Origin of the sequence: Haladaptatus sp. R4 (assembly GCF_001625445.1) — an archaeon.
GTDB lineage: Archaea > Halobacteriota > Halobacteria > Halobacteriales > Haladaptataceae > Haladaptatus.
In genome coordinates this window covers 454489-467110 of the sequence record NZ_LWHG01000028.1, presented here as the reverse complement: position 1 = coordinate 467110, position 12622 = coordinate 454489, and the positions used below count along the sequence as shown (strand labels likewise).

Annotated in this window: 14 protein-coding genes and 1 pseudogene; 6 read left to right on the top strand and 9 right to left on the bottom strand. The window is 61.9% G+C overall.

The window, feature by feature from the left end:
* The first annotated feature begins 36 nt into the window (after positions 1-36).
* The 3 genes from A4G99_RS29430 to A4G99_RS17390 all read left to right on the top strand — a co-directional run bounded on the left by A4G99_RS29430 (position 37) and on the right by A4G99_RS17390 (position 2547).
* Positions 37-204, top strand: coding sequence for an HEWD family protein (locus A4G99_RS29430; RefSeq protein WP_394337464.1), 168 nt, complete (start codon positions 37-39; stop codon positions 202-204).
* 250 nt (positions 205-454) lie between these two features.
* A complete protein-coding gene (locus A4G99_RS17395) occupies positions 455-1459 on the top strand; it encodes a S9 family peptidase (protein WP_066146438.1) in 1005 nt (334 codons plus the stop codon).
* A 110-nt stretch (positions 1460-1569) separates the two neighbouring features.
* Positions 1570-2547, top strand: coding sequence for a D-2-hydroxyacid dehydrogenase (locus tag A4G99_RS17390; RefSeq protein WP_066146435.1), 978 nt, complete (start codon positions 1570-1572; stop codon positions 2545-2547).
* A 140-nt stretch (positions 2548-2687) separates the two neighbouring features.
* Here A4G99_RS17390 and A4G99_RS26095 read toward each other — a convergent pair whose 3' ends face one another.
* Entirely contained in the window at positions 2688-2840 is a 153-nt protein-coding gene (locus tag A4G99_RS26095) for an HVO_A0556 family zinc finger protein (protein WP_190303796.1), read from the bottom strand.
* A gap of 87 nt (positions 2841-2927) precedes the next feature.
* Between A4G99_RS26095 and msrB the strand changes: the two genes are divergently transcribed.
* Together msrB and A4G99_RS17380 are read left to right on the top strand one after the other, a co-directional pair.
* Positions 2928-3332: a peptide-methionine (R)-S-oxide reductase MsrB gene (msrB, locus tag A4G99_RS17385; protein ID WP_066146432.1), complete on the top strand. Its 405-nt coding sequence runs from the start codon at positions 2928-2930 to the stop codon at positions 3330-3332.
* A gap of 51 nt (positions 3333-3383) precedes the next feature.
* A complete protein-coding gene (locus A4G99_RS17380; protein ID WP_066146429.1) occupies positions 3384-4022 on the top strand; it encodes a type 1 glutamine amidotransferase in 639 nt (212 codons plus the stop codon).
* Positions 4023-4055: 33 nt separating this feature from the next.
* Here A4G99_RS17380 and A4G99_RS17375 read toward each other — a convergent pair whose 3' ends face one another.
* The 5 genes from A4G99_RS17375 to A4G99_RS17360 all read right to left on the bottom strand — a co-directional run bounded on the left by A4G99_RS17375 (position 4056) and on the right by A4G99_RS17360 (position 8699).
* Positions 4056-4658, bottom strand: coding sequence for an NUDIX hydrolase N-terminal domain-containing protein (locus A4G99_RS17375; RefSeq protein WP_066146427.1), 603 nt, complete (start codon positions 4656-4658; stop codon positions 4056-4058).
* 286 nt (positions 4659-4944) lie between these two features.
* A complete protein-coding gene (locus tag A4G99_RS17370) occupies positions 4945-6126 on the bottom strand; it encodes a redox-regulated ATPase YchF (RefSeq protein WP_066146425.1) in 1182 nt (393 codons plus the stop codon).
* Between the two features lie 561 nt (positions 6127-6687).
* Positions 6688-7662, bottom strand: a complete 975-nt coding sequence (locus A4G99_RS17365) for a deoxyhypusine synthase (protein ID WP_066146422.1) — start codon at positions 7660-7662, stop codon at positions 6688-6690.
* 81 nt (positions 7663-7743) lie between these two features.
* Positions 7744-7899, bottom strand: a complete 156-nt coding sequence (locus tag A4G99_RS26090) for a hypothetical protein (protein ID WP_190303795.1) — start codon at positions 7897-7899, stop codon at positions 7744-7746.
* A 68-nt stretch (positions 7900-7967) separates the two neighbouring features.
* Entirely contained in the window at positions 7968-8699 is a 732-nt protein-coding gene (locus A4G99_RS17360) for a GNAT family N-acetyltransferase (RefSeq protein WP_066146419.1), read from the bottom strand.
* A 142-nt stretch (positions 8700-8841) separates the two neighbouring features.
* Between A4G99_RS17360 and A4G99_RS17355 the strand changes: the two genes are divergently transcribed.
* A complete protein-coding gene (locus A4G99_RS17355; protein ID WP_066146417.1) occupies positions 8842-9237 on the top strand; it encodes a DUF2267 domain-containing protein in 396 nt (131 codons plus the stop codon).
* A 61-nt stretch (positions 9238-9298) separates the two neighbouring features.
* Here A4G99_RS17355 and A4G99_RS17350 read toward each other — a convergent pair whose 3' ends face one another.
* The 3 genes and pseudogenes from A4G99_RS17350 to A4G99_RS17340 all read right to left on the bottom strand — a co-directional run bounded on the left by A4G99_RS17350 (position 9299) and on the right by A4G99_RS17340 (position 12621).
* Positions 9299-10432, bottom strand: coding sequence for a hypothetical protein (locus A4G99_RS17350; RefSeq protein ID WP_066146414.1), 1134 nt, complete (start codon positions 10430-10432; stop codon positions 9299-9301).
* 133 nt (positions 10433-10565) lie between these two features.
* Entirely contained in the window at positions 10566-10751 is a 186-nt protein-coding gene (locus A4G99_RS27445) for a hypothetical protein (protein WP_223301951.1), read from the bottom strand.
* Positions 10752-10948: 197 nt separating this feature from the next.
* Positions 10949-12621: pseudogene (locus tag A4G99_RS17340) on the bottom strand (FAD-dependent oxidoreductase).
* Between the last annotated feature and the right edge of the window lies 1 nt (position 12622).

Below are 12622 nucleotides of genomic sequence, written 5' to 3'. Positions count from 1 at the left end.
CCGTCTGCTTAAGTGCCTGCACGTCGTTTCTCGGGTATGATGGCTGAACTCAACCGACCCAACCGACGGCAGTGCGTGGCGTGCGGACGGGAGGACTCGTGGGACGAATCGGACCACAACTGGAAGATCACGGGGAACGAAGGACGACCCTTCTGTATTCACGAGTGGGACATCAACGGATCCCACAGCCCGATTAGAGAATAGCGTGTCCAAGCAACCGGGAGACCGACAGACAGGGCCGTGGGTGTTGGCCCTCGGCGTCCTCGCGATCGGAGTCGGCGCACTGGTTCGGGAAGTCCGTCGACAGCGAAGCGAACGAGAATAAGACCGACTCGATCCCGTGAACGGCGACCGGTGGTCGATTTCGTGGGGCTAATTACCCAAACCGGAAAACATATATATTTCTACCCATATCCACCCTGTATTTATCATCCGGGCGGTCATGGTCTCGATAATGGACGATCACGCCGATGACGTACACCGATGGCTTGGCGGGACCGACGGCAACGAGTTCGATAACCGACTCGACCATCGACTCGACATCCTCCAGCAGAAGACGGACGATAACCGCTGGTATCACGAACTCCCCGACGCTCGCGTTCGGAAGTTCACCCTGCTCGGTCCCCCGATTCCGAACACCGATGTCGAACTCGAAATTCCGACGTACGCGTTTTTCCCGGGCGACAGTTCCTCGGACGACGATACCGCTTCGTCGCGCCCCGCAATCGTCCTCGTCCACGGTGGGATTCACGACAACTTCTCGACGAAGTACGTGAGCGTCGTTCGGGAACTGCTCGACGAGGGGTACGTCGTCGTTTCTCCTGAGTATCGTGGAAGCACCGGATACGGCCGCGAACACTACGAAGCCATCGACTACGGCGGCCACGAGATCGCCGACACGCTCGCCGCGCGCAACTGGGCCGCCGACCGAGCGGAGGTCGACGACGAACGGATCGGCGTCGTGGGGTGGAGCCACGGCGGGTTACACGCCCTGTTGTCCGTGTTTCGGTATCCCGATTCCTACGCCGTCGCCTACGCTGGCGCACCCGTCTCCGACTTGCTGGAGCGCTGGAAGTACAAGGACGAGGGATACCACCGCCTGTACACGGCGAACTATCACCTCGGTACCACGCCGGACGCCGACCCGGACCGGTACCGCAAGCGTTCGCCCGCCCATCAAGCAGTCGCCACGGGAACCCCGCTCCGGATCAACGCGACGACCACGACGGCGACGTCCATCACTCCGAAGTCGAGTCGCTCGTCGAATCCCTGCGCGACGTCGGCGCGGAGTTCGAATACGAGTGTTACGACGACGCTCCCGGCGGTCACGACTTCGAACTCAACGAATCGCGATTCGCCCGGGATTCCCGACAGCGAGTGTACGACTTTCTGGCAGACCACCTCTCGCCACCACATCGTGATTCGACCGTCCATCCGTGATTCGACCGTCCATCCGTGATTCGACCGTCAGTCTGCAATTCGACCGTCGTGTGATGCTCGAACGCCAGGACGGAGGTATGATGTTCCGGGACACCTACTTCTATTTCCTTCCGGCGAGAAACCGGGTGTATGACCGACGCCGAAACCGGATCCGAGGCACCGACCGTGCTCGTACTGAGCAGAGGAACGCACGGCATGCCGATGTCCGATTACGTTGCCGAACTTCGTGAGCGACTGCCGAACCACGAAATCGTTCGAGCGAGAACCCCCGAGGAGGAACGCGAGTACATCGTCGATGCGGAAATCGTGACCGGCCTCGAAATCGACGAGGCCCTGATTTCCTGCGCCGAAAACCTCCAGTTGTTCGCCGCCGCGTCCGCCGGAACGGGACACCTCCCGCTCGACGCGCTCGAATCGCGGGGCGTGGCGGTGACGAACGCCTCCGGCGTTCACGGGCCGAACATCGCGGAGCACGTCATCGGCGCGATACTCACGTTCACCCGGAACTTCCTCCGCGCGGAACGACAACAGGAACACGGCGAATGGCGGCACTTTCAGGCACACGAACTGCAGGGGAGCACCGTAACCATCGTCGGACTCGGTGCCATCGGACGGGCCATCGCCGAGCGGTTGGACGGGTTCGGCGTCGAGACCATCGGCGTTCGGTACTCGCCGGAGAAGGGCGGCCCGACGGACGAAGTGGTCGGCTTCGACGGTCTACACGACGCGCTCTCCCGAACGGAGTACCTCGTGCTGGCCTGTCCGCTGACGCCGGAGACGCGCGGGTTGATCGGGACCGCGGAGTTCAGCACCCTCCCGCCGAACGCCGTCCTGGTGAACATCGCACGCGGAAAAGTGGTCGAGACGGACGCGCTCGTTTCGGCGCTCCGCGGCAACGCGATTCGCGGCGCGGCGCTAGACGTTACCGACCCGGAGCCGTTGCCGGAGGATCACTCGCTGTGGAACTTCGATAACGTGCTCATCACGCCGCACATGGCGGGCCACACGCCGAAATACTTCGCCCGCCTCGCGGACATCCTGGCCGAGAACGTCGAACACGTGACCGAGACGGGGTCGTACGACGACCTTCGAAACGCGGTTCGCTGAGAACACCACGAAAGCCGTACTCCCGTTCACGAAAGCCGTTCCCTCGTTCGCGTACGGTTCCGCTGGCACCGCTCGCGGAGTTTCGTCTTCTTGTTCGGGACGAAAAAGTGAATTCGGTAGGAGAGATCGCCCGCGGATCCCTACCAAAGCTGTGCGGTAGGCGTCTCGCAGTTGTCGCAAATCGCCGCTTCGTTTCCTTTGTACGTGTCGTGAACGAGTGTGCCGTCGTCGCACCATTGACAGTTTTCCCCCACGAGATGTCCGATGATGCCTTTCTCGGTAGTCAAACTCATATCGTCCGCATTGTCAATCGCTCAAAACATGAATTTGCTGGCCCCCTGTGCAGGCAGTTTATCCCGCCGCAGGAACTAGGTGAGACCATGAGCGAACAACCGTCCACCGACCTACCGGAGAGCGACGAGGAGTGGCGCGAACGACTGACCGACGAGGAGTACCGCGTCCTCCGCGAGCAGGGTACCGAACGCCCCCATACCGGCGAACACCTCGATAGAACGGACGACGGTACCTACGTCTGTGCCGGGTGCGGCGCGGAACTGTTCGATTCGGACACGAAGTACGACTCACACTGCGGTTGGCCGAGTTTCTACGACGTTCCCAAGGACAACGTCGAGACACGACAGGACACCAGCCAGGGAATGGTCCGGACTGAAGTCGTCTGTGCGAACTGCGGCGGCCACCTCGGCCACGTCTTCGACGACGGCCCGGAACCGACCGGCAAACGATACTGCATCAACAGCGTCTCGCTCGACTTCGCCGACGAGTAAGGTTTGACGTACTCGCGTAGCTTTTTATCACCCCCAAACCGAATCTCACCCATGCTGCTCGTACTGGAGAACGAGGTGAACCCGGACTATCGTTACTTCGTCCGCACGATGGAGTCGTTACTGCCGGATCACGAGGTGTACGACTACGTGACGGCGGGCGGGCGGCCGTCCCTGTCGGGCGTCGACGGCGTCATCGTCGCCGGGAGCACGGCGGGGGTGTACGAGCGCGACGAGTACCCGTGGATGGAGGAGGAGGCCGAACTGGTCCGCGAACTGATCGAACGGGAAATTCCGACGCTGGGAATCTGTTTCGGCCACCAGTTGGTGAACGACGCCCTCGGTGGATCGGTCGAACATCGCGGCCTCACGAACCGACTCGTTCGGGCCGAGTTGGCGGACGACCCGCTGTTCGAGGGCGTTTCGTCGGTCGTTCCGGCGGTACACGGCGACCATGTCGTCGAACTGGGTGCCGGAATGGAGGCCATCGGCTCGACGGCGTACAACGAGTATTTCGCCAGCCGTCATCGGGACGCACCGCTGTGGACGACGCAGTTCCACCCGGAGTTCACGGACGAGTTGCGCCCGCGAATCGCGGAGGACTTCGGCTGGCAGGAGAACGAGTTGTCGTTTGCGGACGCGAGCGGGGAACGGGTGCTCGAAAACTTCGCGAGATTGGTGGACGACGGATAGGGCGACTCGACTCCGACCTTCGACTTTCGGCGGTTACTCCGAGTTCCGCCGCTTCCTGGCCGCCGCGCGTGCCGATGGCTCGTGGTCCTTGTGCCAAACCGGGACGTCGTTGATGTGCCAGTACCGTACGTCCTCGCCCTCGTGGGAGACCCGGAGTTCGCCGCCCGTGACGGAACAGATGTAGGAGTGACGAACCAGACAGTGCGGGCCGTGCTCTCCGGGCTTTCTCGTGTGAATTCCGGCTAGCTCGTCCACTTCGACGGTGAGACCCGTCTCCTCTCGCGTTTCCCGCACGGCGGTTTCCGCCGGTGATTCGTCGGGGTCGGTGTATCCGCACGGAAAGCACCACGTTCCGTCGTCCGTTCGCTTTTGGAGGAGAAGCCGTCCGTCCGAATCGAAGATGACGGCCTCCGCACACACCTTCGGCGTGACGTAGCCGACCTCCTCGGCGAACCGCTGTCGGACTTCCTCCGGCGGCAGGTCGTACGACCGACCGTACCATTCGCTTACGAGGGTCAAAATCCGCTCGTAGCGCTCCTCGTCGTACGGGTCGTCCGCGTATTCGAGGCCCACCTGTGCCATGATCCGGAGTTCGTCGAGGAGGGATGGGAGGTCGCCCCCCGCCGATTCAGACATCGAACTCTCCGTTGTTCGTGCGATTGCGTGCCATAATCGTCTTATGAAAGAGGTCGAATCAATATCAATCAATGGGTCAATAGGGTGATCGAAACGTGCTGCGGGAGAAACGGTGTGCAGGAAAGACGGTGAGCGGGAAAATGATGAACGGGAAAGACAGTGTGCAGGAAAGACGGTGAGCGGGAAAATGATGAACGGGAAAGACAGTGTGCAGGAAAGACGATGAGCGGGAAAATGATGAACGGGAAAGACAGTGTGCAGGAAAGACGATGAGCGGACGAGCGGCTTACTTCGCCGTGCTGACGATTTTTATCACGTCTCCCTCTTCCAGTTCGTAGGAGTCGCTGATGTCGCGTTTCGTCTTGGCGTTCACGGCGTGAAGATAGCCGTCGCCGATGTCGCTGTGGACGGCGTAGGCGAGGTCCGGCGGCGTGGACCCCCTCGGGAGCAGGAAGGCGTCCGGGAGGACGTTGCCCTGTCCGTCCGTCCACTTCGAATCGTTCTGCACGGGGAACGCCGTGATCCGGTCGAGCAGGTCGTACACGGCGGCGTCGAGGCTCTCCTGGACGCCCGTCCCGCCCCACTCGTGCATGACGTCGCGAATCTGTTCCAGTCCGGCTTGCTGTTGATCGCTCAGGTCGCCGACCACCTCGAAATCCTCGTCGCCGGGGTCGTAGTCCACCACGCCCGCCTCGACACCCTGCCTGAGCGCGAGTTCACCCTCGGCGGTCGCGGGGATGACCATCTTGCCAGTTTCGCGGAGTCGCTCGATGTTCTCCTCGGGTGCGATGTCGGCCTTGTTCGCCACGAGGATGATGGGCTTCGTCCGGGCGCGGATGTCGCGGGCCAGTGCCACGCGGTGTTCGTCCGTCCACTTCTGCGGGTCGCCGGGATACTCCAAGCCGCGGAGACTCGTCGTCACGTCGTGTTCCGTCGCTCCGAACCCCGTCAGCATGTCCGCGAGCGCCTCGTCGATGTCGAATCCCGGCGAGCGCGATTGGCGCACCACGCTCTCCCAGTTGCGGTCGATGATGCCAGTGAGCCACTGGTCCATCTCCTCCTCGATGAAATCGACCTCTTCGACGGGGTCGTACTCCCCTATTTCGACGGGTTCGCCCTCCTCGTTCGTCCCGCCGGAGGCGTCCACGACGTTGACGATGGCGTCCGCGTTCGTCAGCGCGTCGAGGAACTGGTTGCCCAGTCCGCGGCCCTCGTGTGCCCCCGGAACCAATCCGGCCACGTCCAGTAGTTCGATGGGAACGTAGCGCTTCCCGTCGTGACAGTTGTCGTTGTCACAGCGCTCGTCCCGTTCGAGACAGGGACAATCGGTTCGGACGTAGCTCACACCGCGATTCGCGTCGATGGTCGTGAACGGGTAGTTCGCCACGTCCACGTCGGCCAGCGTGGCCGCCTTGTAGAAGGTGGACTTCCCGGCGTTCGGTTTGCCCGCGAGCGCGATAGAAATCATGCTTTGTGGTACCACAGAGGGTCGGAACTGTCTTTCGATTTTTGTGGCGAGAGGTGGTTCGAGGGAACTGCTCGAATCGTTCACGACGAAAGGATTTCGCTTAGATTGCGAATACAGTAACCGAGAAGACCACCTCGAAAGCCCCCGCCCGCTCGCGGCCGCTCAGCGACATCCCGGCTCACCTCACTCCGTTCGGTTCGCCGCGAGGGGTCACTGAGACGACCATGCGTTGCGTGAGCGGGTGGCCCCTTTCAGTCCCACCCCAAACCGCACCGCGACAGCCACACCCTCCCCACCGATTCCTCCGGTCCCTAGCGGTCCCTCCGTCATCCCTCGCACGGATTTTCCGAGAGGGTTCGACCGAACCGCTGGTCGAACCCTCTCGTCAGCGCGCGCCACCCGGTTGGACGGACTGTGCGCTACTGGGAAACCACACGGTGCGAAAGCACACACGGTAGTGCGCCCGCGCGAGGTCTTCGTGAGCAAGTGCAACGAGCGAACGAATGGCTCGTCAGAGCGTCGCTCACAAGATTTCCAAAAATCGTCTTTGCTGCTCGCCTTCTAATCGACTTTGAACCCGCCAGCGAGCATCATCGGAACCACGAGCGTCGCCTCGGCTTCGACCTGCACGTAGTTCGTCGCTTCCTCCTTGATCTTCCCCCACGAGACGGCCTCGTGCGGTGGGGCACCGGAGAGCGACCCGTCGCCTTCCATGCCGGTCGAAACGTACACCGCGTAGTCCGCGCCGCCGCGGAAGAGGTTGGTCATGATGGCGTGGTGCTTGGGGACGCCGCCACCGAGGACGATGAGGCCGGTCTTGTCCGCGAGCAGGCCCTTCTCGATGAGGCTGTCGTAGTCGTCCAGAATCTCGATGCCGACGTCCGAGTCGTAGCCCTGTCGGTAGTAGTAGAGGAAGTTACCGACCTCCGCGTCGGTCAGGGCGGGACAAAAGATGGGGATGTCGTTGTCCGCCGCGTTCGAGAGGATGGAGTCCTCGTCGTCCAGCGTCTCGCCGAGTTCGCGGGAGAACGCCGTCGGCGTGCGGACCTTCTCCTCGGCGAAGAAGTCCTCGAAGAAGTCGTTGAGGTAGGACTCCAACCAGACGTAGCGGTCGGAGGGGACGAAGATGTTGCCGAGGCGGTTGATACCCCGCTCGCGCATTTCGGCCTCGTCCACGTCCCACTCGCCCATCTTGAACGGCTTTTCGGTCTTGATGACGTCCTCGGTGATCGATCCCGAAGTGGTGATCATCACGTCGATGAGGTCCTCCCGGGCGAGGTAGGCGACGGCCTCCCGAAGCCCCGACGAGACGATGTTCGAGGTGAAGGTGAGATAAATCTCCGCGCCCTCCTCGCGCATCGCTCGAATCAGCTCGATCGCCTCGTACAGGTGGCTCGCTTGGAATCCAGTCGTCTCGTACGACGACAGCATGTCGAAGAAGTCGAACTCGCCCTTGAAATCGTAGCCTGCAACGTCGGGGGAAGCGATTTCCTCCTCGCTCCCGGGGACGACGTTGTCGTGGCTTTCGTCGCTCATAGGGAGTTGTCGTGGCCGAACCGAAATGAGTCTTCAGATTTTTCGTCGTCAGGATGTCGGTGGGGTATCAGAATCGCTGTTTTATCCGAGGACTGCCGGAGTAATCTCCGGCGCGTGCGGGAAACGCGCGCTCGGTTTTACCTCGCGCGCCTCGAACTGGGAGCGGTGTAACCGCGAGCACGAGGTACTGTGCGGTCGTGATGCGGTTCGATAGTTGCTCACGGAGCGGTTACTCACGAAGTGGTCGCTCACGGCGTTAGAGAAACACTCGTAAAACGAAACGTATCGGTGCCGGTCGGACTCGCCTACAACTTCACGGCCATCATCACTTCGTCGACGTACTCGCCGTCGATCTTGTAGTGGTTCTTCCGCACGGCTTCGGTCTCCCAGCCGTGGGCTTCGAGGAAGTCGATGGCGTTCTCGTTGGTCGAGGGGGCGCTCTGGTACACCTTTTCGTAGCCGTTGGCACCCGCCCACTCCAGTCCGCGTTCGAGAAGGTGGCTCCCGATGCCGTGGCCCTGATATTCGTCCAGCACGCCGACGGTCAGTTCGGCGGTGTGACTGAGTTTGTCCAGTTCGGGGGCGTGGAGGTGAACCCAGCCGACGACTTCGTCGCCGACGGTCGCGACGAAGAACATCCGCGATTCGAGGTCGTTGTGCCGGAGCAGGGCTTCCTGATGATCGATCTCGTCGGCGACGGTCTCGGCGACGATGTACGACCCTTCCTGGGCGACTTGTCGAATCGCGCCGACGATCCCCGAGAGGTCCTCCTGGCGGGCAGGGCGGATGACGAACTCGACGTCCTCGTCGTTGAACTCCTCCTCCGCGCCGGTTTCGAGTGCGACGGAGAGGGCATCGTCCTCCTCCGTGAGGTAGCCGTCACGGCGAAGGATGGCGATGTGATGACGGAACCCGCTGGGGTCGATGCGGAGCGAATCCTGTACGTCGTTTACGTTCGCCGTCCCGTGGCGTTCGACATACTCGTAGATTCGTCGGCGGTCGTCGTGACCGAATTCGAGTTTCTCGGAGAACTCCATGTACACTGTTACCATCTATCTATACTTATTATTAACGATGGTTTTGAAACCATGGTGAGAGGTCTCGGAATTGTCGAAATCCCCCGTCGAACCGCGCCACTCGATTCTTGTAGTACCCCGTCGTGATGGGCGTGGGGGAATCATGGACTACAGCGAGTTCATCGGACAGGTACAGCATCGTCTCAAATTGGGAAAACAGGGTCAAGCGGTACGCGCGATTCGGGCCACGTTGATGACGCTCGGCGAGCGCTTACAGGCAGGAGAGGCCAAAGACCTCGCGGGGCCACTCCCGATGGAAATCGACTGGTATCTCATCCACGCCGAGTCGGGGGAACGGTTTCACTTCGACGAGTTCGTCTCCCGCGTCGCCGAGCGCGAGGGGATAGACGACGGTGATGCGCTCTTTCACGCGAAGGGCGTGATGTCGCTCGTCGCGGAAGTCGTTCCGGAAGGGGAGTTCGAACAGATTCGCGGGCAACTGCCCGAGGAGTACGACCCGCTGTTCGAATTGGTGGGGAACAAAGAGGCGTTCAGTTAACTCCATTCCAGTAAGTACTGTGCCCGAATGGGGGCCAGACCGCAGGTAGTTCCGGAAGCCGTCAGAAGGGACTACGGTGGGAGTTGTACGTGGTGTGGACGCCATCGCTCGGGCCACCGGCCGACAGATGGTCGAACTCGTTCGTCGGGATGGTGCCGTCAGCCCACGCCATCAGGCCATCTACTTCGACGTCGAGTCCGTCGTACGAACCGAATCGGCGGGACTGCGATTCGATGTGGTTCGCCAGTTCACCGTTCTTTGCCGTCTCTTCGTCGGGATACGTGTCCGCAAACGTGAGGTGGGTCGTCTCGCTCCCGAATCGCCACGATTTGAGTTCTCCCGTGATGACGTCCTTTCGGAAGCCACGGGAATCAGACCCGTCCATCGCCTCCGGATAGCACCAGAGTGCGTCGGGATTGTCGACGACTCCGAGCATCGACGACACGTACTCGTTACTGTCGACGTAGTGACTCGTCTCCGTCGTCGCCGCGTCGATGATCATTTTTGTGAGTTCGACCGTATCACCCGTCGTTCCATCCTGGTTCGTCGGAGGATACACCTTCATCATCACGTCTTCCGAAACCGCGTAAATCATCGAATCTCCGTAGAGATCGAACCCGTGGTACTGTACCGGGTCCGACCAAGTCGGTCCCGTCGCGGTCGTACTGGTTTGCATCGTCGTTGCTCGGGTTGTCGTGGAACTCCCTGACGTTGTTGCGGACGATTTCCCGCTGCCGGTGAATTTCTCTCCGACTGTCTCCGGATCGAACGACCCGAGGGCCAACTTCGCTCCTCCGAAGAAGTCGATCTTTATCGAGGTGTGGACGTCAGCCACATCGATGTAGTTGCTGGGAACGGGGCGCAACATCTCTTTTTTGAGCCTGGCGTAGGCGTTCTCGTGCATGGTATCCTGCTGGTCACGGATTCCTGCGATGTCGAAATACAGGATCCCATAGCCATCTCTCAGTGGGGTCTTCGTCGGGTCCGGAAGCCACTTGGCAAAATCCGGCGGTGAGGTTTTCGCCGACTGGTCCGTCGTGGACTCGTCCGATGTGGTCGGGTCGGCCGTGGATTGTTCGCCCGAGCCGCTTCCACCATCGGACGAATCGCCGAGACACCCGGCGATCGACGCGAGCGTTCCGCTACTAACTGCGAGGCCAGTCGTCTTGAGGAGGGTTCGTCGTGAACAGGGCATATAGCACAATCCTTGGCGAAATAGAATAAGTTTTCTGTACTCTCCCTCAGTAAATTACCCCGCCCTACGCGCTTCGTGCGTCGAGGACGGGGCTTAGTGTCTGCAATTCAGCAAACTCCGTGCCGTCCCTTCTTCACCGTACCCGTTCCGCTTTCGGGTCGGGAATTCGCGTCAGCAACTGCACTGTGTCGCGCAGGTCGTACGTCTTCAACACCATCTCGGCGACCTCCCGCACCGTGAACTCCGTCTCGATGTCGTAGCCGTAACAGCGGGCGTACAGCGCGACCCACTCGTTGAGCGCTCGCTCCATCGTCGCCATCTCGTCCGCGTCGAACCGCGCGAACTCGCCGGTTCGGCGTCGATGTAGACCGAGACGACGTCGCCGACCCCGTTTCGTAAATACGCCACCGCCAGTTCCTCGTCCGGCGGGTCGGCGGGGGGGTCGAACGATTCGCGGTCGTCCTGCGCCCGTTCCGCGAGGGACGTGATTCGGTCGCGGTACTCGCTCATTCCTGCTTATCCCTCTCGGAACTCGACGCCCTTGCCGCCGCGGGGGTGTTCCCACTTCGTATCGGCGACGATGGCACACGTCCCACACTCGACGCAGGGTTGCGTGTCGAGGCTGACGATTGTCTCCTCGCTGCCGTTCGTCGCAACCGTTTCCTCGCGGTAACAGCCGCCGCCGAAGCCCTCCGCGCTGACCGGGCAGGCCGATACGGCCGCCCCGCTGGCTTCGTAGGAGTTGTCCCGCAGTTCGATGTGCGGGTTGCCGACGTCGGTGTCGTAGGTCAGGTCGCCGATACGGTCGGCGAGGCTCTTGGGTTCGACCTCGTTCGTGTCCGTGATTTCGGTGCCGAGTTCCTCCGCGATGACCGTCGGCAGCGTGACGTACGGCGTCCGCGTGTCCGGAATCATCGTGGAGAGGAGGGGAGAACCGTACAGCCGTTCGAGCTGTCCCGACAGGAGACCGGAGCGGAGCGCGACCCGGCCGAGCGACGACGAGAGAACCCCATCTACGAGTTCGCTCATCCGGTCGTTCTCGGCGACGCCGCGCGTCGCCCGATACTGGCGGGGGCGGAGTTTGCCCATCACGCCCTCGTCCTTGAGTTTCTTTTCGTACAGTCGGCCCGCCTCCTCGGGGTCGCCGCGCATGCGCGCCTCGGCGAAGGCTTCCGCCGCGAGCGCGCCCGCGCTCACGGCGTGGTTCATGCCCTTGATGATGGGGCCTTGGGCCTGCATCTGCCCGCCCGCGTCGCCGACGAGGACGAGCCGTCCGCGGTGCGGTGCCGGGTGTGCGACCTTCTTCGAGTCGGGAACGAGTTTCGCGGAGTACTCTATCTCGTTGTAGTGGCCGTTGAGCCACTGGCCGAGCAGCGGGTGTGTGAGCAGGTTGTTCAGCAGTTCGTGCGGTTCCGCCTCCTCCTCGACGAGGCTGTCGAGGTGGAAGACCGACCCGATGGAGAGCGAGTCCTCGTTCGTGTAGAGGAATCCGCCGCCGCGAACGTCGTCGAAGAGGTTGCCCGAGAAGAGGTGGGCCGCGCCCGTTCCCTCGCCGACGTCGAACCGTTCCTGGATGACATCCTCGGGCATCTCGATGACCGCTTTGACGCCTTGGAACCACTCCTCCGGTTCGTCCCAGTCCATCAACCCCGCCTGTCGGGCGAGTTCGCTGTTCACGCCGTCCGCCGCGACGATGAAGTCGGCCTTTATCGGGTCGAGTTCGTCGCTGGTGACGCCCACGATTTTCCCGTTCTCGCGGAGGAGACCGTTGACGTGCACGCCGGTCAGCAGACCGCCGCCCGTCTCGTGGGTCATCTCGTGGACCTGGTCGGCGAGCCACGAGTCCATCTTCCGCCGGAGGACCGCGTCCGACCACTCCGTGTCGTGTTCGTGGAGTCGGGTGATATCGAACGACTTCACCTTGTTCCCGGCCACGTTGTGGATGTTGTAGTCCGTGATGGGCCGTTCGGTCGCTTCCTCGCGGAAGTCGGGGAACAGCGAGTCGATGGTGTAGGGAGCCGACTCCTCGGCGTACAGCAACCCACCGGAGACGTTCTTCGACCCGGCCTCGACACCGCGTTCGAGGACGAGCGTTTCGATTCCGTTGCGTGCGAGCGTCGCGGCGGCGGCGGCCCACCGGGACCGGCACCGACCACGACGGCTTCGTAGTGTTCGTATTCCTCGCTCATC

Bases quoted from the DNA above. Each gene is read 5' to 3' on its own strand.
- A4G99_RS26095 (WP_190303796.1), bottom strand. From the start codon at position 2,840: ATGAGTTTGACTACCGAGAAAGGCATCATCGGACATCTCGTGGGGGAA.
- A4G99_RS17355 (WP_066146417.1), top strand. From the start codon at position 8,842: ATGGACTACAGCGAGTTCATCGGACAGGTACAGCATCGTCTCAAATTG.
- A4G99_RS29430 (WP_394337464.1), top strand. From the start codon at position 37: ATGATGGCTGAACTCAACCGACCCAACCGACGGCAGTGCGTGGCGTGC.
- A4G99_RS17360 (WP_066146419.1), bottom strand. From the start codon at position 8,699: ATGGAGTTCTCCGAGAAACTCGAATTCGGTCACGACGACCGCCGACGA.
- A4G99_RS17370 (WP_066146425.1), bottom strand. From the start codon at position 6,126: ATGATTTCTATCGCGCTCGCGGGCAAACCGAACGCCGGGAAGTCCACC.
- A4G99_RS17350 (WP_066146414.1), bottom strand. From the start codon at position 10,432: ATGCCCTGTTCACGACGAACCCTCCTCAAGACGACTGGCCTCGCAGTT.
- A4G99_RS17375 (WP_066146427.1), bottom strand. From the start codon at position 4,658: ATGTCTGAATCGGCGGGGGGCGACCTCCCATCCCTCCTCGACGAACTC.
- A4G99_RS17365 (WP_066146422.1), bottom strand. From the start codon at position 7,662: ATGAGCGACGAAAGCCACGACAACGTCGTCCCCGGGAGCGAGGAGGAA.
- msrB (WP_066146432.1), top strand. From the start codon at position 2,928: ATGAGCGAACAACCGTCCACCGACCTACCGGAGAGCGACGAGGAGTGG.
- A4G99_RS27445 (WP_223301951.1), bottom strand. From the start codon at position 10,751: ATGGCGACGATGGAGCGAGCGCTCAACGAGTGGGTCGCGCTGTACGCC.
- A4G99_RS17395 (WP_066146438.1), top strand. From the start codon at position 455: ATGGACGATCACGCCGATGACGTACACCGATGGCTTGGCGGGACCGAC.
- A4G99_RS17380 (WP_066146429.1), top strand. From the start codon at position 3,384: ATGCTGCTCGTACTGGAGAACGAGGTGAACCCGGACTATCGTTACTTC.
- A4G99_RS17390 (WP_066146435.1), top strand. From the start codon at position 1,570: ATGACCGACGCCGAAACCGGATCCGAGGCACCGACCGTGCTCGTACTG.